The sequence below is a fragment of the Bacteroides thetaiotaomicron VPI-5482 genome (genome assembly GCF_000011065.1).
Lineage (GTDB): Bacteria > Bacteroidota > Bacteroidia > Bacteroidales > Bacteroidaceae > Bacteroides > Bacteroides thetaiotaomicron.
In genome coordinates, this window is record NC_004663.1 from 2,751,379 (window position 1) to 2,773,102 (window position 21,724).

12 protein-coding genes are annotated in these 21,724 nt (G+C 44.0%); all 12 read right to left on the reverse strand.

Going from position 1 to position 21,724, the window contains the following annotated elements:
- Nucleotides 1-6: 6 nt before the first annotated feature.
- On the reverse strand, nt 7-1,461 hold the full coding sequence (locus tag BT_RS11090) for an alpha-L-fucosidase (protein WP_008763973.1): 1,455 nt from the start codon (nt 1,459-1,461) through the stop codon (nt 7-9).
- Nucleotides 1,462-1,487: 26 nt separating this feature from the next.
- On the reverse strand, nt 1,488-3,161 hold the full coding sequence (locus BT_RS11095) for a GxGYxYP domain-containing protein (RefSeq protein WP_008763974.1): 1,674 nt from the start codon (nt 3,159-3,161) through the stop codon (nt 1,488-1,490).
- Nucleotides 3,162-3,178: 17 nt separating this feature from the next.
- Nucleotides 3,179-4,150, reverse strand: a complete 972-nt coding sequence (locus tag BT_RS11100; protein WP_224200474.1) for a BT_3987 domain-containing protein — start codon at nt 4,148-4,150, stop codon at nt 3,179-3,181.
- A 31-nt stretch (nt 4,151-4,181) separates the two neighbouring features.
- Entirely contained in the window at nt 4,182-5,924 is a 1,743-nt protein-coding gene (locus BT_RS11105) for a RagB/SusD family nutrient uptake outer membrane protein (protein WP_008763976.1), read from the reverse strand.
- A gap of 28 nt (nt 5,925-5,952) precedes the next feature.
- The gene (locus BT_RS11110) at nt 5,953-9,315 is read right to left on the reverse strand and encodes a SusC/RagA family TonB-linked outer membrane protein (protein WP_008763977.1); all 3,363 of its coding nucleotides are present in this window, start codon (nt 9,313-9,315) and stop codon (nt 5,953-5,955) included.
- Nucleotides 9,316-9,510: 195 nt separating this feature from the next.
- The gene (locus tag BT_RS11115; RefSeq protein ID WP_011108163.1) at nt 9,511-10,479 is read right to left on the reverse strand and encodes a FecR family protein; all 969 of its coding nucleotides are present in this window, start codon (nt 10,477-10,479) and stop codon (nt 9,511-9,513) included.
- 401 nt (nt 10,480-10,880) lie between these two features.
- Complete coding sequence (locus BT_RS11120) at nt 10,881-11,462, reverse strand: RNA polymerase sigma-70 factor (protein ID WP_011108164.1); 582 nt, start codon at nt 11,460-11,462, stop codon at nt 10,881-10,883.
- 148 nt (nt 11,463-11,610) lie between these two features.
- Entirely contained in the window at nt 11,611-13,887 is a 2,277-nt protein-coding gene (locus BT_RS11125) for a GH92 family glycosyl hydrolase (protein ID WP_011108165.1), read from the reverse strand.
- A 102-nt stretch (nt 13,888-13,989) separates the two neighbouring features.
- The gene (locus BT_RS11130) at nt 13,990-15,879 is read right to left on the reverse strand and encodes a GxGYxYP domain-containing protein (RefSeq protein WP_225011966.1); all 1,890 of its coding nucleotides are present in this window, start codon (nt 15,877-15,879) and stop codon (nt 13,990-13,992) included.
- Between the two features lie 33 nt (nt 15,880-15,912).
- Nucleotides 15,913-17,556 carry a RagB/SusD family nutrient uptake outer membrane protein gene (locus tag BT_RS11135; protein ID WP_011108167.1) on the reverse strand — a complete coding sequence of 548 codons (1,644 nt, stop codon included), beginning with the start codon at nt 17,554-17,556 and terminating at the stop codon, nt 15,913-15,915.
- Nucleotides 17,557-17,570: 14 nt separating this feature from the next.
- The gene (locus tag BT_RS11140) at nt 17,571-20,561 is read right to left on the reverse strand and encodes a SusC/RagA family TonB-linked outer membrane protein (RefSeq protein ID WP_011108168.1); all 2,991 of its coding nucleotides are present in this window, start codon (nt 20,559-20,561) and stop codon (nt 17,571-17,573) included.
- 22 nt (nt 20,562-20,583) lie between these two features.
- Complete coding sequence (locus BT_RS11145; protein ID WP_172461666.1) at nt 20,584-21,648, reverse strand: LamG domain-containing protein; 1,065 nt, start codon at nt 21,646-21,648, stop codon at nt 20,584-20,586.
- Nucleotides 21,649-21,724 lie beyond the last annotated feature (76 nt).

Sequence of the window (21,724 nt, forward strand, 5' to 3'; positions counted from 1 at the left end):
TTTATATTATAATTTGAAAACCGGTGACTGTTTATATACGCCAAAAGTATGGATAGCCGGACAAGCCTTACCGTCCTGAATACGCAAACGTACCTGCTTTGCTTTCACCGGTGCCAGACGTACAATCCATTTATGACCAATGGCCTGCTTGTCCGTCGCCTCCGGAATGGTGATCCAGTTTTTGCCATCAACAGTGTACTCCACACTCCACTTCGTCGTCCGATGTCCCAATTCGATAACTTCTTCGATCATCAGACAATCAAACTCAATAGTTTTGGGCAAGGTAAAAATTATATCCGCTTTTACCTCTCCGTCTTTTCCGGCAAAATAAGTGTTTTTCTCATTGTCCAGCATTTTTTCCGGACTATACTTTGCACCCCGTACATTGGTCGCTTTCACTTTGGCTCCTCTCAACAGATTCGTACTGAAAGTCTCATCAATCCCCTGTTTTAACAAGGCGGCGTGCAGCGAATCGGTCGAATGAATCAAACCACGTCTGTCGGGCGGGAAATTCAGAAGCAATACACTATTACGCCCCACGGAGGTACAGTAGATATCCCAAAGTTCACGGACACTCTTCACACGGCTATCCTCTTCGGCATGATAGAACCAGCTGGGACGTATTGAAACATCTGTTTCTGCCGGAATATACGCATCACCATCCAGCATACCCTCATTCAAACCTTTGTAATACTGAGCTTCATCACGAATAGCTACTGAGTCAGTCGTCGCCCAACAAGGATCACCCGCTTCTCCCGCTTCATTCCCCATCCAGCGGACATCAGCAAACGGATAAGAATTCTTTGTACCGAAGATAACGCAATCCGGCTGTTTTTCACGGACAATCTTATACCAATGACGATAAACAGGCGTTGTCAATTCGTCGGCTCCCGCGCCGTCCCACCATGTTTCCCATATCTTACCGTAATCACTCATCAGTTCGCCAAGCTGGTGGGCATAATATTCCTTGTAGCGTTCGGTCGTATATAAAGGTGAAAGGTGTTCGTGACGGTCATGAGGTCCCAGATAGATTCCTGCCTTCAATCCATACTCTTCACAAGCATCGACAAACTCGCGGACTACATCTCCTTTACCGTTCTTCCACGCTGCATTCTTCACACTATAATCTGTGTACTTGCTAGGCCACAAGCAAAATCCGTCGGCATGCTTGGCAGTCAGAATAGCAGCGGGAATCCCCGCTGCTTTTAATGTCTGCATCCACTGCCTGCAATCCAGGGCTGTGGGATTGAAAATTGCCGTACTTGCCTTCCCGTCACCTTCATTCACATATTCTTCAAATGTATTGATTCCAAAATGAAAGAAAGCAATCATCTCCCGATTGTACCATTCAAGTTGACGGGCACTCGGAACCAACCCGCAAGGAGCTGGTGCTTGTTGAGCTATGACCGGCAGAGAACTGAATGCAGCAACTGCCGATGCAACTAATACTTTTATGTTCATAATAAATAACTTACGAGTATATTCGTTTATTTAGGACCCAGATTTTGTTTCACCAGCTGCACGAATTGATCGACCGGAACAACACGCACATTGTCATTCAATCCATCAATGACGGTTTTGATACTTTGCTGGTTCTTTGTCCAGCAATGTACAAATACAAAAGTATATCCGTCGGCACTATGCGGATTGGCAGAGCGGCTATTGATCTGAGAAATGACAGTCGATTCTTCACCTCTGTTCGAGCCACCGTCGATGCCTTCCCATAATACGCTTCTCTGCTCAATCACCGGCTTGCCATTATCCGAAAATTTGATTCTTCCATCCCCTTTTTCTCCATATCCTGTGTAGAAAATCGCATCGATATTAGGCTGAGCCAGATACTTATTGTAAACTTTCGGATTATCCATAATCTTCTGATCCAGAATATTACAGATATTCAAGCCTGACTTATCGACATACTCATTCAACTTAGCCAGATAATCGTCCAGGTCGGCATCCGACATCTTACTCGGGAATATATAGCTGCTGCCACTCGGACCCGCTACAAAGTAATCGCCTTCTTTGCTATTCTCATAGTACCAGCGTAAAGCAGCCGGAGCCAAATCGTACAGAGAAGGTGAAATGGTATATCCGAGTGGGAATTGACCGTGCAGGTCATGATCCATGTATCCTTGTTGCCCCCAAAGGTTAAACGCAATATTATCACCGTCACTGACGAGGAATGTCACATAGTGCACATTCTCTTCGGTAACCACTTCTTTAGTTGCCGGACGCTGTTTCAGTCCTGTTGTATCATATATACTACTCAACGTGGCCAGATTAGCCGCCTGATCGGTCGGCAACATAGAAACACCCAATTGAGAAGCATTATTCACCATGCCCCATTCATCCAGATCATAATAACCGAAACAATAAGCTCCTTTATCCAGATCTTTCAGTATAGAAGTACGCCATGACCAATCCCTGCGCGCATTGTAGTCATAAAAAGCAAAAGCATTGGTCATTGTGATATAATCGCGCAGGTGATGGAAGATTTCCGGTTTCATATCGGCTGCAAGACTCTTGTCCAACTGGTCTTTATAATTCTCGTACAACCACTTCTCATCATAAGACCTTACGTCCATAAGTTCGGTTGTCACTCCCATTGCCTTTACCTTATCGACAAGAGATTCCGGTACCGCAATCCCCCGAAGCAACCCACATAAAGAAGTAGCTACATTGATCGAATGAGATTGTCCTTCCGAATAAGGCGTATAGACAATATACCCCTTGATCACTCCGGTTTCTACATAATGCTGTACCAACGGAGCCAAAGCATTATAAGTATTTACCGGAATTCCGTACTTATTCTGCATCTGCTTCAACCATACGGAAGAAGGACCTCCTTCATTGATATAAACCTGATCGCCCGTCACTCTTGCCGCAAGCCCTGCCAAAGTGGAAAGAATTACTTTCTCGCCATCATTCAGTCCTGTGATGGAAATAGAATTCAGGGATTTCAGTTCACGACCTTTCAGATGCATAAATCCCCTGTCCAGCGGTTCTGCCGGATCTATCAGCCCATCACCCGGTTCTTCACCCGGACCTCCCGGATTCTCGGTAGACGGAGTATATTTAGGAACGACCACACCTGCCGTCGGATCTTCCATACAGGAGATTAACAGACAGAACGTCAAAAGTATATAAATGTATTTTTTCATGGTAATCGTTTTTTCTGTTATTTAATAATAGAAATCGCATTAATCTCTGCTACCACTGTTGCCCATTTGCCACTATACACGGCAGTTATTGTCAGACGGAAATAACGTGCCTGCTTAAATCCCGGAAAATAGGAACGGAATTCCTCTTTTGCCCCCGCAGGAAGGTCGCTGTAAGTTCCTGCCGACTCCCACTTCGAGCCATCCAGACTGGTTTCCATCGTCATCTCCTGCGGCCATGCTTCACCATGATCTCTGGATACATACTGAAAGCCCAGCATTTTCACTTCCTGCCCCATATCTACTACGATATGATGTGGTGGCTGAGGCTCGTTGCCTTTCCATTGTGTATGCCAGAAAGTTCCTTTCAGTCCGTCAAAAGCGTGGATAGCGTGACCGTTATCCGACCCTTCGCCGCTCGTCTCTTCCGAAGAAACTTCTACTACCTGCCATGCACTGCGGTCGGCCAATGGCATCGCCCATACATCCTCCGCACCACTCAAAAGGTAATATACTGTCTGCTGAATATGATCCGCCTGCGCACCTTCTACCGAAGTGATAGTGACCGGCAACAAATAAGAATCAAACGGCTGGATTTTTCCCTGTGCATTTACCGTAAGCACCAGATCGGCAGAAGAACTCTCCCCGGCCGGAATCACAGTTTCTGTTGTCAGCGTATAGCAATCGGAAGGAAGCAAAGGATAGTCTGTCCCACACAAAGAATTATACTCCTGCACCTTCGCCTCATCCACAGTCAACTGTACCTTTACATCTCCTCCCACTTCCTTACCGGAACGGGTCACATAGTCACTGGCAGTCACAGCCACATGAAATACTTCTCTCAGTTCTTCACCCAAATCGAAGTTTTTAATCTGCAAAGTTTTGGCTTCCGGAATATATACTTTACAAACATCATCATCACTACATCCACTCAGCAAGGCAAACGAACAAAGTACCGCACTTGCCGCCATGACAAATCTATTTAGTTTCATACGAATAATCTTTCAAGGTTTACATTCTTTATTAATATCCGGGATTCTGCCCGTTTACCCATCCGTCTTCACCACCATTTTGCTCGCGGATCACCGGATTCTTGTCTATCACATACTGCGGAATGGGCTGATAATACATACGTGGCAGGAAGGTACGTTTACCAACTTCATGATAATTGTATTCCCACACACCATCTCCATTGGTATCTTCTATCTTCATACCACCAATCGGTTTATTCATCACTCCGTTTTCACCATCACAAATCTTCCAGCGAAGAATGTCCCACCAACGCTTATCTTCAAATGCCAATTCTATACGGCGATCTCTCCGAATGATTTCCCGCAACTGATTTTCTGTGATTCCCTGCGGATAAGTATCGCCGATAGAAGGCATATTATCTCCACGTGTTCTCACCATATCCAGATATTCGATGGCAGTCGGTTTATCTCCCGCTTCCAAAGAAGCTTCTGCATACATCAGCAACACATCTGCATAACGGAAGAAAATATAATTTGCCATTCCGTTGCTCATTTGCAGATTGTCCGCTCCATTCACGGATTCATCAATCGTTTTACGAGTGTAGTATCCCGTATTCGTAACGTCACTATCCGAAGAAGTATCAATCTCATTGGGACTACCTACTCCTACACGAGTAATAATCTCTTCCCCCTGCCACATAGATCCATCATACAGGATGCTCTGGTAGAAGCGTTTCTCACGATTTTTATAAGGATTATTCTTATTGTAACCGGATGCAGGATCAGTGATAGGCAATCCGTTGGCCATGCAATAGTCGTCAACCAGTTCCTGTGTAGGCTGCATATTTCCCCAACTGGACTGTACTCCTTTTACAAACACCGGACCGAACAGACCTTCACGACGCCCTCCATTCTGCTTAGACATCTGGAAGTCGAAGATCACTTCATCGTTATTGTTGGTAGCTTCTGTCCAAAGGTCCAAAATAGTCGGTTGCAGATGATAGACCTGTAAGTCAATTACATCTTTCAAGGTAGCCGCAGCTGCTTCCCAGCGTTTCTTGTCTTTGCCCGGATTACGCAATTCACTGGCATGAAACAGTTCCACCCATCCTTTCAGTGTCAGAATTGCTCCTTTGGAAGCACGCCCCAGATCGGAACCGCTACGGCGCGGAGGAAGATCATCTTTAATCTCGTCCAACTCTTTGTCGATAAACTCAAATGTTTTCTGTGCAGTCTCACGCGGATAAAAGATATCCGTACTCACGTTATTATCCAGCACTTCCGTGATGATAGGCACACCACCGTACGCCATCCAAAGATAGTGATAGAACCAGGCACGCAGGAAACGCACTTCTGCAAGGCGTTCTTTCTTATATTCTGCCGAGAAATCGGATTCTGTTACTTTCGTAATGAAAAGATTGCAGGAACGGATACGCTCATACTGTCCTTTGGCGTCGTCATTATTCTGACGTCCCCATTTCCACATATCCCAGGGGCCGGGTATCCAGCTGGTAGGAGATAATGCTCCGGTATAAATCGTTGTACGGGCATTCATCCATTCCGCACCTACGTATGAATTATCCGAATATTGGTCCAGATTCTGTGTTTCATTGTTCAGATGCGGCAACTGATTATAGATATCATTCAGAAACATATCGGCATTTTCTTCCGATCCCCAGACCGTTGTATCTCCAAAACGGTCTTTCGGCTCTATTTCAAGCCAGTCTTCACAGGCAGACAGCAAGGCTAATGAGCCTGCCAGGCAAACTGTTTTTATTATATTATGTATTCTCATATTCTATCTTGTTATGATGGTTAACTAATTAAAAAGTAATATTCAAACCAAAAGCATATACAGCCTGCTGCATATAGTATTTACCATTAGCGGATTTGGCTTCCGGGTCGATCAGCTCTTTCATAAACGGAGTCCATGTCCAGAGGTTTTGTCCGGAAGCATATACACGGGCAGAGCTGATACCAATAAAGTTCAGTGCCGAACGAGGCAAGGTATAACCGATTTCAATACTCTTCAAACGGATATAAGTAGCATCACGTACCCACCACGAAGAAGGTTGACGATGGTTATTCACCGTTACTTCACTGGTCAGACGGGGATAAGGTGCGTTCGTGTTATCCGGCGTCCAGTGATCACTGAATTGTAACTTAGTAGCCGAACCGGAATCAAAGAAAGGCATTACCAAAGTCTCACCCAATGAGATACTGGTACGGGTAGCCCCTTGAATCAATGCGTTCAGGTCGAAGTTCTTCCATTGGACAGTAGGAGCCAGACCGAAAATAATTTCGGGCGCCCAGTTAGAGAAGCCGATCACTGTCTGGTCGTGTTCGTCAATCTTTCCATCAGGCACGCCGTTAGGACCGCTTAAATCTTCGTAGCGCAAATCACCCGGATATACCTGTCCCCAAGGTTGAGTAGCGATGCCGGCCTTTAAGGAACCGTCAGGATTGAAGTCGTCATAAGTAAAGTACCCCAAAGCATTGTATCCGAACATTGTTCCGTCGGGACGTCCTGTTCTGCGACGATTCGGATTATTAAAGGTGGCTTCCGTCTCAAATACTTCATCCAGAATATTACGTGCGAAAGTGAAAGTACCTTTTGCACTGATCATCCAGTCTTTGCCGATACGTTTGTTGAAATTCAGAGATAAATCAATACCTTGATTGTGCATACTTCCCGCATTGACCTGTGACAAAGGAATACCATATTCTGCCGGAACCAATGCATTCGGAGCCATCAGCATATTCGAACGCTTCTCATAGAAATAGTCAGCTTCCAGAGAAAACATACCGTTCAATACGGAAAACTCCACACCGAAGTCAAACTTCTTAGCTTTCTCCCAAGTAATGTTCGGGTTCCCCTGCAAGTTCTCCCACATACCCATCATAGGTACACCGCCAAAGTTTACAGCGTTTCCGAATCCGTAATCACTCATATATTGATAGGAACTACCAGCCAAATTTCCGGACTCACCATAAGAAAGACGCAATTTCAGTTTATCCATCCATTCGACATCTTTCATAAAGGATTCTTCCCGCAAGTTCCATCCCAGTGAGAAAGCAGGGAAGAAACCAAAACGTTTGCCTGGAGCAAAATAGTAGTGTCCGTCATAACGACCGGAAACTTCCGCCATATAACGGTTATCATAATTATATCCCAAACGGAATGCATAACCTACCTGACGTTCTTTCCAAGACGTACCACCGTTGCTGATATCGGCAGGGTCACTGCTTCCCGCATTGATTTCATCTATGTTAATATTATAATTCAGACGTTTGGCACTCATATTCCATACGTTTCTTTCGCGTGCTTCAATAACTCCGAGTCCAGTAACCGTATGCTTGCCGAAAGTCCGTGAGTAATTAATCATTCCCTGATAAGTCATGCTCACGCTTTCTTCAAACGATTGTTCCAGATTCGGTTTCTCCGGTCCCTGGAATCCTTCCACGAATTGATACGGAGTTTGTGATGCATCCAGTGTGTATACAGGTATCGGTGTCAGATATTTCTTTTTCTTCACACGATACGGATCGTAGTTGATTACTCCTTTGATGCTTAACCCTTGAATGAAGGGAAGCTGTTGCTCTATGGAGAGAGAAGTATTCAGTTGGTCGGCCGGCTCCTGACGATATCCGCTACGATAGGTCAGCCCGAAAAGTGACTTACCTACATATTGTCCCCACAGACCATTCGAGTACTGTATAGCAGAGATAGGAGGTGTACGATATGCCTGATACATGATGTCGCCTGTATCGGCACCCGGATAATTCTTCTTTTCGTGCCATCCACCCAGACTTAAACTGATTTTCGTATATTTGGTGGCATCCACGCTTAAATTAGCCAGCAGATTAAAACGCTGGTAATCGGTAGTACTCCACATTCCTTCCTGATAAGAATATCCTAAAGATACGTAGTACTGGAATTTATCGCTACCACCGGATAATTGCAAGTTGTGATTCGTAATCACAGAATTGTTTTGTACCAAGTCACGCAGACCGTTGCTATTAGGATAACGGTCAGGATCGGCATCGGGGTCTCCGGCACAGGTTTTCCGGTACATTTCCAGATCATGCTGTGAGTAGGCATAATAATTGGGATAACCTGCATTCATAGCCGCTTCGTTTTTCATCAAAGCATATTCATACGAATTAACCTGGTCAGTGATGCGGGTCGGGTTCTGAAAACCGATATATCCATTGTATGAAAGTACCGGAGCACCGCTTTTTCCCTTTTTTGTTGTTACCAATACTACCCCATTGGCACCGGCCATACCATAAGGAGCTACGGCAGCTGCATCTTTCAGGATAGTAATATCCTCGATCATATTCGGATCGATACGTGAAAAGTCACGGGGAACTCCATCCACTACGACCAATGGAGATTGGTTCCCTAATGTAGCCACACCACGGATTCTCAAATCAGAACCATCAGCTCCCGGTTCTCCCGATCCTTGTTTTGCAATGACTCCCGCCATACGACCTGCCAAACTATTAGAAATATTGATAACCGGCTTTTGCGCTACATCTTTAGTCTTCATGCTTGATACAGCAGCTGTAGAAGAAATCTTCTTCTGCGTACCGTAAGCCACAACCACTACTTCTTCCAGAATTTCAGAATCTTCTTCCATCACAATCTGAATGGCATTCTGATTGTTCACCGGAATATTCTTTGTGGAAAAACCCACATACGTAACCGCTAATACCGAATTGGAAGGCAAGGATAACGTGAATTTACCATCGATATCTGTGATCGTACCATTAGAAGCACTTCCCTGCTCCATGATGTTAGCTCCGATAATAGGCTCGCCACTTTTGTCTACTACGGTTCCTTTGACTATTATTTTTTTACCTATTGATTTTTTCTCTACCTGCGTTTTCTTCAATGAGATGTAGTTGTCGGCGTATTCATACGTCAGCCCTATTTGCGGCAATACATTTTCAAGCAATGCTTTTACCTGTTTATTCCGGGCATTGATTTTTACTTTCTGTTCGATATTGATGTCTTTTCCGTAGACAAACAAATATCCGGCCTGTTTTTCGACTTCTTGAATCAGTTCTTTTAGCGAAACCGAAGTTTTATTAATATTCACAACTGCTGTCTGTGCCTGGGCCTGGTATGTAAAAAGGTTAATAAACAGGACCAAAGCGAGCAGTGAAAAGATTTTTTTCATAACTTTGCTAAGTGGTTTTGTTAGTACTTTATTTTAGGTTCACAAAAACGTGAAACAGAGAAAGTATTAATAGCTGAGGAATTGGGGAGAGTGTTGCACCACTTTCCCCCTTTTTATTCCTCATTTTGATGTCTATTTACTTTCGTTTTATTCTACTCCGTTGTGTTACATAGGCATTAAATTTTAATCAGATTATTAATATATCGTTATCTCTCGCTGTGACAGTATTTTGTACTCAAATAAGTCCGCACGGCTAATTGCTTTCAGAATCGTTTCAATCTGATCGCTTTGCCGGAACTTACCCGAAATAATCTTACTCAACAGAGATGGATCATCTACAGTAAAATGAATATCATACCATTGCTCCAATCTTTCCAGCACTTCGCCCAACGGTAATTCTTCAAAGTCATAAATTCCTTGTTCACGATATTCCTTTCCTCCAAAATGAGAAGAAGACTTTACCAGTTTTCCATCTACCAAAGATACTTTCTCGTCAGGCAATAAATTCACCGATTCTTCTGGAAATCCGGTAGAGCTAACCCTCACTTTACCCGAGAGCAAGTCTGTCTCAAACTTCTCACTGTTACTATAAGCATACACATTAAATTCCGTACCAAGCACTCTTACATCATACTTCTGCGTCTGCACTGTAAAAGGACGGGAAGCATCCTTTGTCACAGTGAAAAACCCCTCTCCATCCAGTTCTACCGTACGGGCATCGGACGAAAAAACAGAAGGCCACTTCAACGTAGAAAGCGAACTCAACCATGCCTCACTACCATCCGGAAGGGTTAAATGTACCCGTTGCCCTTTCGGAACTGTAATCTCCGTATAAGAAGGAGTCTCCGAGCCAACAAACATATACCAGGCGAGCATCCACGTCAGAGCAATCATAGCGGCTGCCGAAGTAGTATACCGCACGATTTGCAACACCCGTTTCCGCCTCAGCTTTTTCTCCTGACGGTTCATCATTGCTTCCAGATTCCGTTCGCCTTTCAAAGAATCATCTTCTCTGGGTAATAATCCGGACAGACCTACGATATTTTGCATTTCTGCAAATTCCCGTTTCATATCTTCGTTCTTTTCCAGTTCCTGAAAAAGCTCCCGTTTTTCCTCTTCGGTCGGTTCTCCGAAAAAGTATTGATTCCATTTCTCATTCATCATATTGCGCGCTTTTAATAAGAAGACACAGCAACTTACATTTACCACCAAAGGAAAATGAAAAAAAATCAAGGAAGGGAAGTAAAATCCAATAAGTTTAAGCTAAGAACTGTTTTGAAACGAACTAATCTGTTCGGATTTACTCTAAGATTTAATTCTTGATGTACACAGATTTAGTATTCATTATACTTAAATTTAATCGTCTGACAGTTGTTGAACTTTCGTCTGACAGTTGTTAGACGAAAGTTCAACAACTGTCAGACGAAAGTTCAACAACTGTCAGACGAATAGATTTATAAGCAACCGGAACTAAATTCATTCATTATAAGCTGCAAATTAGTACTCAGCTTGACTAAAGTATATGGAATGGACTGAAGCAAAGACAATACATAGGCGATTTATCCTTATACGCTCAATAGAAGCAGCAAAGGCATACAATGACGCAATTCTTCCCGAAGTTTCCTCAAAGCGATAGCCATTTGACCTTCTACCGTATTCTGCGAAATGCCAAGGGATTCGGCTATTTCACGATATTTCATACCCTTCAGCTTACTCATGACAAATATTTCCCGGCAACGTTCCGGTAAGCTATCAATTGCACGGCAGATCTGTTTTTCTACTTCATCTATCGACATTTGAGAGTCATCAAGTAGTTGCAGACTATAAAGTTTCAGTTTAAACTCCTGCTCCATAATATCAGAAAGCGGCTGCCTGCGGTCTACTATAGAAAGTTGTGAACGAAGGAAGTTCAGACAGCGATGCTTGACAGCGGAGAAAAGATATGCATCGGGCTGTTGCAGTTCCGGAAGTATCTCTTTACGTTCCCATAAATAGAGGAAAAAATCTTGTACTATATTCTCTGCGTCTCCCATAGCTCCTACATAAAGGGAAGCGAAACGAACCAAACGGGCATAGTAGGAAACATAAAGCTTTGAGAAAAGCTTTTGTGCCGTCAAGGGTTCGGAAGATGGAAGAGAATGTATCATAAACCTCATATTAGATGCACAAAGGTAACAAAAGAAACAGCAAAGACAAAGCCTGACTTTAAATTCCTATTGTATGACCGATACAGATCAAATCAATTAAGATTCTCTCCGTATCGGTCAATGAAAAGTATACTAAAACCTATTGAAACTACTTGGAATAAGAATATGGGAAGTCTGCCGGTTGGGTACCTCTTTGCTGATTCGGTACGCTGTCCATCGACAGATTCAGTTCTCCGCCCTGTTTCAGTTCATCATGCGTCAGATAGTTGCGTGTGAATTCTTGTCCATTCAACAGAGCTTTCCTTATGTATGGACGGTCTGCCGCATTATCTGCTGCTGAAACGACGAAGTTTTTCCCTTCGGGAAGATGCAGAGTTACCTTTTTAAATAATGGAGAACCTATCGCATATTCAGGCATTCCCGGACAAACCGGATAGAAACCCATAGCAGAAAATACATACCAGGCAGATGTCTGCCCGTTGTCCTCGTCGCCACAGTATCCTTTACTTCCGGAATTGTAAAGTTTGTCCATAACATTACGGAGATGGTACTGTGTTTTCCAGGGCTGACCGATATAATCATACAAGTAAATGGCATGCTGCACCGGTTGGTTACCATGCGCGTATTGTCCCATATTCAAGGCAACCATCTCAGCTATTTCGTGGATAACGAAACCATAGGTTCCATAGTTATAGGTGTTCGGAGCCACAAACATAGAGTCGAGTCGGGCTATCATCGGTTCATGTCCGCCCATCAATTCGGATAAGCCTTCCGGATCATGAAACACACTCCAAGTCCAGTGCCAGGAACTTCCTTCTGTGAAAGGACCGCCCCATTCCGTAGCATCAAAACGATCACGCCAGTTGCCTTTGGCATCTTTTGTCCACATAAAACCATGTTCCGGATAATAGAGATTGCGGTAATTTGGGGCTTTCTGGTAATACTGGTCTGCGATATCCTGTTTGCCCAGCGATTCCGCAAAGCGGGCAATACACCAGTCAGCATAAGCATATTCGAGTGTTTTGGCTGTAGCTTCGGGAACTTCCGGATAAGGTACATAACCGAGCTTATCATAATACTCGAAGCCGTCACGCCCTACAGAAGCTATTTCCGCATGACGGGCTTGTGTCTGATGAATCATCGCTTCCAGAGCTTTTTCGGCATCTACCGTTTGTATCCCCTTCATCCATGCATCGACTAATAAGGAAACAGAGTTATTGCCAATCATACAACCACGATGACCGGGACTCGCCCATTCGGGCATAAAGCCACTTTCATTATAAGCATTAATGATAGATTGCGTCACACGTTCCGAAACTTCCGGATATAGCAATGTGAATAACGGATGAACCGCACGGAACGTATCCCAGAAACCATTGTCAGTATACATATAACCATCATGCACGTTACCGTCATAAGGACTGTAATAAACAGGATTTCCTTGTGAATCAAACTCATAGAACTCACGTGGAAAAAGTAATGTACGATACAGGCAGGAATAGAAGGTACGAAGTTGTTCGTCTGTTCCTCCTTCCGCTTCTACACGTCCGAGATAGTTATTCCACTGTTCACGGGCTTTCCCGCTGATCAGTTGTACATCCGCATCAGCTACTTCACGATTAAAGTTGATGGCAGCCTGTTCGGGACTGATAAAAGAAGAGGCTGTACGTATGGTCAGCTTTTCACCTGCCGGAACATCAAATTTCAGATAGGCACAGGTATAATCGGCCGCTACATCGGTTTGATGGTGCAACAAAGTATCTCCATTGTAAGTACCGTATTCTATGACGGGATGACTGAATTCCATCATAAAGTAATTAGCGAAGTTATCCGGCACACCTCCGTTATTATAACGTGTCGCACCTTTTACCAACCGTTTTTCCGGTTCAATCGTTATTGAACTTCCTCCGTTGTATGCATCTACCACTACATACTGATCTTCCTTTTCGGGGAAAGAGACCTCGAATACAGCTCCGCGGGAAGTAGCAGAAAGAGACGTCTGCAATCCGTTATTGAATGTAACACTGTAGTTATAAGGAGTCGCTTTCTCCTGTTGATGTGAGAACGGAACCAGACGTTCTTTGTGACTCATTTTCAGTTCTCCGGCAAGCGGCATAATGGAAAATGTACCATAGTCATTTATCCAGGGACTAGGCTGATGTGTCTGCCGGAAACCGCGCATCAGACTGTCAGTATACGTATACATCCATCCGCTGCCATTCTCCCCCGTCTGCGGACTCCAGAAGTTCATCCCCCAAGGTACCGCCACAGCAGGATAAGTATTACCATGCGAAAACGCAAAAGTAGACTCGGTACCCATCAAAGGATTCACGTAGTCTACAAACTCTACCGTCTTCTTTGACTGCTGACACGAAGTGAGCAGAAAAGGAAAACAGATTGATAAGAAAAACAATCTTGTAACCATATCTATTATTATTTGCTTAAGTTTCACAAGCCTTCTGTATCACTTCTCCTTCCACGTTAAAACAGAGAAAACCATGCAGAAAGCCTGTGAAACTCAGGTTAATTAAAATACCTCACTCAGATACTTCTTCGTCTGTTCCGGACGCTGGCTCATACGCAAACGCCACACCAGTTCCTGCATATTTACGACTTCAAAACTATCGTTCAGATGTCCTGCACAAAGCTTTGCCGCTCCGGCTCCACGAATATCCCCGGACTGGTTCTCAATCAGCGGGTCTTCCGTCTGTCCGTGATCGGAGAAATTACTCCATGCATGCACACATACGACAGAAAAACTTTCCTGCTGTGCTTCCTGTTTCAATCTTCCGGCAATATAGGCAGGGGTACCTTCACGTTCCGCATTCCGGTTTCCAAAATTCCACAAAGAGTATTTCACCGTAATGGCCGGGATATCATACCCTGCTTTATTCGTTACCCAAATAATGTCTCCTTCACCTCCTGCATAAGGACTATACTGAAGCGCTACGATACCTTCCAACTGGTCATTGGCATCTACATAAGCCTGAAATGCTTCTTTGGCAGCCTCTGATTTTACGTTCATAGCCATTACACCCAGCAGTTTCACACGATGTTGACGCATATGCGCCGAAAGGCGTTCTGCCACGACTTTCAAATTCTTCGCCCGGTCGCCATTCTCGCTATAATTGTCTACGTAATAGTAACCGCCTCCCAGCATTTCCAAAATAGAGCAATTCGGCTTTTGCTGACTCAGCAGATTATCGAATTGTGCCGGTGCCATCATCGGAAGCACTGAAGCAGCAATACCATACGTCATCCGTACTTCTTCCGACTCCGCCGCATTATAGAAATCTTTAAAGTCATTCATCATCCACTGAATATTGTCACCATCGGAAAGGAAGAAAGAAACGAAATTCTTTTTCTTTGTATAATCCAGAAACTGCGGATTCTTCACGCGAGCCAATGTCGATTTCTGACGTTGAGAATAAAGCAATGAAGTCAAGGAATGATTGTAACTCCAGTCACAAGGGATCATCGGATGACCGCTTTTGGAAACCAAATCGACAAAAGCATCTTCACTTACTCCCTGTTCCCATCCGTAGACAGGTGCATTCGGTTCCAGCCAGGCAAGGATTTCTTTCAGCAAAGCCGTATTCTGTCCGCCAGCCGAACTGCCCTGACGCTTATTCAAGTTCAATACGAAAAGTTCATTCTTAATAGCAAACTCACGCAATTCACCGGTTTGTACAGGCATGATCACCAATGCTTTGTTGCTGCATTTGTCTTTGAACTCCGCCCATGCCTGTGCAGTAGTTTTGCTTCTTGCATCATATTTCATGGTATATCCTGCTTCTTCATAATATTCCTTGTCACGGACATCCACAATAATAGAATTATAAACATGAGAAGCAACGGAAGCTACAACACCACTCTCCGGATTATGCTCAATATCCGTCAAGACATATCCGTCAAACATACCTTTCAGCTGAATAGTCACTCCGTCGGACGGACCATAATCATTACGTGCCAGTTCCAGTCCGCTCTGCATCCCCTGTTCGTGGATACCCATATCTTCGAGTGCCTGCTTAGACAGTTTATAGGAATCACTGCCACCGTGATCGTGCAGCCAAACAGCTATTTCACTTGTTCCCTGTTCTACGGCACGATTAGCCAGACCGGCTAATGACTGACACATCAGGTGGTACTGTAATCCGCGTACTTTTTCTGTTTGTCCCAGTTCATTACGGCTGCCTACCGTTACGACTTCCACACAATTCCAGTATTTCTTCGGTTTCACCTTCATTTCCGGCATATAGTATTGACCCACATTACTGATCGGATCATAAGCATCTGTATAAAGGGACGTGTTGTTTTCTTCGTTCAATCCTTGATTGATTTCCGGCGATTCGTACACTTCACAACTAGCCATTGTCAAGCTGAGCAACAGTGCAGCACCACATATAGTCATTTTCATAATTATTTCTTTCATTTGTTAGTTAACCATTAATCAATAACCTTCATTCTGCGATAATCCATCTACCTTGTTCCGTTCATCTTGCGGAATGGGGCGTACCAGATGGTTCTTGTTCAAATTATCATACTTCACCACAAACGGATTGTATGCAGGTACACGTGTCAGCAATGTCTGAGTACGTTTCAAGTCAAACCAGCGGTCATGCTCTCCCATCAACTCACGGGCACGTTCATCCATGATAACGTTTATATCCAGATCTGTCAGCTTCATTGCTTCATAAGCGGTCGCATCTTTAGCGGCACGCTTACGTATACTGTTGATGCGTTCCAATGCCAATTTCTTGTTTCCGGCACCCAGATAAGCCTCAGCACACAACAGATAGGTATCACCCAAGCGGAAAATGACATCTTCACGAGAACCGCCTTCGCCCCATTGTATCTTGGTATCGCTGAACTTACGTACCATCGGCATACGATCTGAAGCAGTTTCTAATACAGGAAGTGCCGTAGATTGCGGATACCACACATATTCATCGTCCTGCTTGAACGGATAAAACCTTTTCGCGTTATTACTCATACCCGATTTATCGTTCCAACGGGGGAAATAGATTCCCAGCTTACCGTAATCAGCATTATCCGGATTGTTTATGTAATATTCACGTTTGAACGTCGCATCATAACGGGTATCCGCTTCCGGGTCGGTATAAAGCTCGTGCGCTTTCGGATTCACCCAGTATTTACGGGAAACACTAGAGTAATCATTCTGATTCTTAATGAACAGATCCGGCTCCAATGCTACAATATTAAATCCGAACTGTGCCTGTTGCGGATTTCCATCCCCCCGATAGTTCTTATCCAGTCCATATTGAATCGCCCAGATCACTTCCGAATTAGCCTGATTGTTTTCATCGAACAAAGCAGCATAGTTTTCCTGCAAAGCATAACCGGAGGCCGGATTCTCTACCAGCAAATCAAATGTCGTTGCTGCATTGGAGAAGTCGTCTGTTTCAGCAAAGGATTTGTAAGCACGTGTCAGATACATTTTCCCTAAAAAGTGAATGACTGCGGCATTCGTTACCTTTCCGGCTGAAATCGTGGTCATGTCCAGTTTATCCTTTATATCATTCAGTTCGGTAATGATGAAAGTGTAAATAGCCTGTTCACCGGTACGTTCCGCCTGCTGGATAACGCTTGTATTCTCTTCGGTGAGCAAAGGTACGGGACCGAATGTTTCTACCAGATAATAGTAAGCCATCGCCCGGAAAAAGCGGGCTTGTGCGGTCAGCGAAGTATAATCGCTTCCTGCAATATCCGGTGTGCAGCGATTCAGCAGGATGTTACTTTCCTGCACAATCTTATAGAGTACTTTCCAATAATCGCCAACAATCGGAGCGGTGGAGTTGAAAGTCTTGTCATAGCCGTTGAACATACGTTCGGCAGGTTCTTCGGAGATAGCCATGTAGATATCAGTTCCGTAATACTGCAATTCGCCTGTATTGAAAACATTGCGGTAACGGGCATTGATATCTGTCAACAATTTCTGTTGTCCTTCTTTAGTATTATAGAAATCGTCCGTTACTGCCGAAGGGTTATAACTATCCAGAAAATCGGAGCATCCGCTTAGCAAACAGATTGCTAACAGTGCCAAATATTTAATTTGTTCTTTTACTCGTTTCATAAGGTTTCAAGTATTTAGAAGGTTAAATTCACTCCAAAAGTAAATGTCATCGGATAAAGTGACAAAGACTTGTATACGTCTTCACCAATCGTTTCGGGATCCGGACCGAGATAGTCGGTGAAAGTAAACGGATTCTGCACATTGATGTAAGCACGTGCATTTTTCATTTTCATCTTCTTCATCCAGTTTTCCGGAAGAGTATATCCCAACGTGATATTCTGTATTTTCAGAAACGAACCGGAAATCTTACCTAATACCTGAGTATGGTAGGATTGCGCACCGATCTGCTGGTACTCATTGCTGTGGTTTTCCGGAGTCCAGTACTTCACATTCAGTTTGTTCCAGTGTTCATTATCCCATGCGGTAAACATATAAGTGAAATCATCATTGTAGGTGCCACCGATACGTGCATACATATAGAAAGACAAATCCCAGTTCTTGTAAGTAAAGGTATTGGTCATACCCGCTGTCCAGTCGGGTGACGGAGAGCCGAGTACTTTATAGTCACGTTCATCAATCACATAGTTCTCGTCCAGATCAGCTACACGGATATGTCCCGGCACTTGTCCGTATTTAGCAGCCAGTTCCTTATCTTCCGTCTGCCAGATTCCTACCTTTTCCAGATCATAGATCACCTTCATCGGCTGACCGATGAACCAGCGGTTAGCCAAGTCATCCTTTTTATCACCGTAGAGGTCTACAATCTTATTACGGTTCAGAGAGAAAGTCAGATTTGTCTTCCACGTAAAATCTTTCTTTGAGACGTTCACCGTGTTCAGACCTATTTCCACCCCTTTATTGGAGGACGTTCCTATATTCTCAAGGATAGAGCCATAACCGTTGAGGTTACCTACCGAACGGGCGAAAATCAAATCTTTCGTAGTACGGTTATACACATCAATCGTACCGTTGATACGGTTATTCAGAAAGCCGAAATCAATACCGTAGTTCCACTCCGAGGTCATCTCCCAACGAAGATCTTTGTTACCTTTGCGGTCACCTAATCCGAAAGCATTTTCACCTTTACCTCCATAGATATAATGAGTCAGGTCCAGCTTTGTCCAGGTAATATCATGGTCAATACTGTTGTTTCCCGATTTACCCCAGCTGACGCGGAGTTTCAGACTATTCAGCCAGTCTACGTTTTTCAGGAAATTCTCATTCTTCATCTGCCAGCCGACAGCTGCCGACGGCATAAATCCCCACTGATTGCCGGTAGCCAGACGGGAAGTTCCGTCATATCGCCCTGTTACAGTAAACAAGTACCGATCCATCAACGTATAGTTGACACGTCCCATGAAAGAAAGCATGGATGACTCCCAATAGTAACTCTTCACGTCACGAATTTCTTCGGCTGTTTCGATCGCATGCCAGTCCGAGTTGTAAGGCAGACCATCGCCACGCATTTCCGAACCCTTATGAGTTTCTTTCTGTACGCTATACAAACCGATAGCATTCAGACGGTGAATATTCTTCCAGGTTTTATCATAAGTAATGATATTGTCCCATACCCAATTCATATTCCGTCCTTCTTTCCGGTAAGCTTCCGGTGCATTGAGACCTCCTTTGGCTTGTGTCATCGTACCTACCCATTCTCCGTAAACGTCCGAATCATACTGAACCGCAATCTGCGATTTAAAGCTCAGTCCTTTGATCGGCTGATATTCCAGATAACCGGAGAAGTTGGTATAGTTTGCTTCTTTCTCTCTTTTATTATTTTCAATCTGAACAAATGGATTGATCTTGCTGGAAGTCGGCTGACAATTAAACAAGTAGCTTCCGTCCTTATCATACGGGCTGACCGTAGGAGGCAGGAAGTATGCATTAATCAAAGCATCATTGGCTCCTTCATTCGTGTTATTCAAAGAAACATAACTGTTGATTCCTGTTTTGAACTTATCAGAGAAGCGATATTCCAACCCAACATTAGCCGTAATACGTTCAAAGCTTTCATCGCCTACCATACCGTCGTCTTTCAAGTATCCCAAGCCGAATGAGAAAGAGAGTTTGTCTGTACCCCCGGTAGCGGAAACAGAATGACTGGTAGTCAATGCATTCTGCGACAGTTCACGCAACCAGTCATAGTATTCACCATGTTTGATACGGCGTTTTTCATCATCAGTCAGGAAGTCCGGACGGCTCAGTGAAGCATCACCATACTTCTTTTTCCACAAAGCGGTGCGATAGTCTACATATTCCAGTCCATTGCCCATGTTACCAATCATTTCAGGAATACGGGTAGGAGTCTTGAAACCAACGTAACCCGAATAGTCGATATTAAAGCCCTGACGCTTGTTAGCTCCTTTGGTAGTGATAATCACCACCCCGTTTGCACCCCGCGAACCGTAGATTGCACTGGAAGACGCATCTTTCAAAATGTCGATAGATTCAATATCGGCAGAGTTCAAATGACGCATTCCCGTTTGAGAAGGTACTCCGTCGATCACGTATAAAGGTTCATTCGAGAAATTGAACGAGTTGATACCCCGAATCTCTATTTTCGTATCCGAACCGGGACGGTTGGAAGTCTTATTCACGAGTACACCACCGACACGTCCGTTCAGTGTTTCAGTGACATCGGTAGTCACCAGTTTACTTAATTCCTTGCTGGTAACGGATTGGATAGAACCTGTCAAATCTTTCTTTTCTACCGTACCATAACCGATAACGACTACTTCATTCAACTGCTTGGAATCATCTTTCAACTGAATGGTAAGGTTCGACTGATTCTGATTTACAGTCAGTTCCTGTGTCACGTATCCTATAAAAGAAACAGCAATCGTTTTTCCTTTCGGAACCTGAAGACTAAAATTACCATCCAAGTCAGTCACCGTACCGGTAGACATTCCTACCACCTGAACGCTGGCTCCGGGCAACGGTTCTTTTAAAGCGTCTACTACCACACCTTTCACTGTAAGCACCTGCTGTGCCTGCACACTTACCCATCCGCACATCAGAAGCAGCAGGCAGAGGAAAGCCTTTATTTTTATCGTATTATTTTTCATACTCTTCGTCTGTTTATTAAGGTTAGTTCTCAACTTTAAACCATTTGTAGTTACCTACAATTTTCGCAACGTGTTTTCCTGTCTTATCCGGAATGTTGGTAACGTCTTCGACCACTGTCGTGAAGTCCCACGCACATACCAGTCCGCTTTCTGTTCCCGTCACATCCGAGTTCATCAGCGTTTTTACCTCATTCGCCGATTTCGCAGTACTCCACATGCGGAATTTCTTAATAAATCCGGTCATACAGCGTGAATTGTCAGTCGGTTCCTGGAATGCCCACATATTCTGGTTACGGGTGTTAGGCATATAATTCTGTAATACTCCGGCATCATTCTTCACATCATTTGTCTTACTGAAGAATAATTCACCATTGACATACATTTTCAGCTGTCCTTCAGGCAAGGTGTTATCCCACACCGTCACGACATGATTCCATTTACCAAAATTATCAGGATAAGCACGGCCTTCTTCCAGTACGCGGCCTTCCTGCGGTCCCATACCGATCGTTGTACGAAGATTAGAGCCTAAGAAGTTGATCATCCATCCCTCATTCGGCTGCTTACCGTCAAAAGTAGAGAGGAAACTGCCAATTCCCGACTCAAAGAAACCGGCATCATACTTCACCCAACTTTCTACGGTGAAAGTATTACCGCCACCATAAGCAGGATCGGAACCAAATTCAATACGCCCTTTACCGTCAATGCCGAATACCTTTAATTCGGCAGGCGTACCCGGTTGCAATGTCTGTTGATAGGAATCCTGAAATTCGGCAATCGCTTTTTCGGCGGCTATACAGTAGTTATCTATTTCATACTGTAGAACAAAGTAGCCAGCCATACCTTTAGAAATACCTGTTTGCAGTTCTTCGACAGCTTTTTGCAGGTTCTGGGCATTTGCCAATGGGAAAGTACCGTCACTTGTACCGATCTTTGCGGTATCAAGCATGTTTGTCATGTCGGTCAGATGCGTGTACATGCATTCAAGTGCAATAGGCCGCACTGAATCGCCGTTATCGCTCTTGCACGAGCTGACACACCAAACCAACAAACTGAATAAACAAAGTTTCATAAAGAATCTTGTTTTCATACGTATTAGGTTTTTAAATAAAACAATAAGTAAATAACATCGCTGCAAACATAATGTAGCAAGGTTAAACAACTTA

Excerpts from the sequence above, each read along its gene's own strand:
- BT_RS11090 (WP_008763973.1), bottom strand. The coding sequence starts at position 1,461 with ATGAACATAAAAGTATTAGTTGCATCGGCAGTTGCTGCATTCAGTTCT.
- BT_RS11095 (WP_008763974.1), bottom strand. The coding sequence starts at position 3,161 with ATGAAAAAATACATTTATATACTTTTGACGTTCTGTCTGTTAATCTCC.
- BT_RS11100 (WP_224200474.1), bottom strand. The coding sequence starts at position 4,150 with ATGAAACTAAATAGATTTGTCATGGCGGCAAGTGCGGTACTTTGTTCG.
- BT_RS11105 (WP_008763976.1), bottom strand. The coding sequence starts at position 5,924 with ATGAGAATACATAATATAATAAAAACAGTTTGCCTGGCAGGCTCATTA.
- BT_RS11110 (WP_008763977.1), bottom strand. The coding sequence starts at position 9,315 with ATGAAAAAAATCTTTTCACTGCTCGCTTTGGTCCTGTTTATTAACCTT.
- BT_RS11115 (WP_011108163.1), bottom strand. The coding sequence starts at position 10,479 with ATGATGAATGAGAAATGGAATCAATACTTTTTCGGAGAACCGACCGAA.
- BT_RS11120 (WP_011108164.1), bottom strand. The coding sequence starts at position 11,462 with ATGATACATTCTCTTCCATCTTCCGAACCCTTGACGGCACAAAAGCTT.
- BT_RS11125 (WP_011108165.1), bottom strand. The coding sequence starts at position 13,887 with ATGGTTACAAGATTGTTTTTCTTATCAATCTGTTTTCCTTTTCTGCTC.
- BT_RS11130 (WP_225011966.1), bottom strand. The coding sequence starts at position 15,879 with ATGAAAATGACTATATGTGGTGCTGCACTGTTGCTCAGCTTGACAATG.
- BT_RS11135 (WP_011108167.1), bottom strand. The coding sequence starts at position 17,556 with ATGAAACGAGTAAAAGAACAAATTAAATATTTGGCACTGTTAGCAATC.
- BT_RS11140 (WP_011108168.1), bottom strand. The coding sequence starts at position 20,561 with ATGAAAAATAATACGATAAAAATAAAGGCTTTCCTCTGCCTGCTGCTT.
- BT_RS11145 (WP_172461666.1), bottom strand. The coding sequence starts at position 21,648 with ATGAAAACAAGATTCTTTATGAAACTTTGTTTATTCAGTTTGTTGGTT.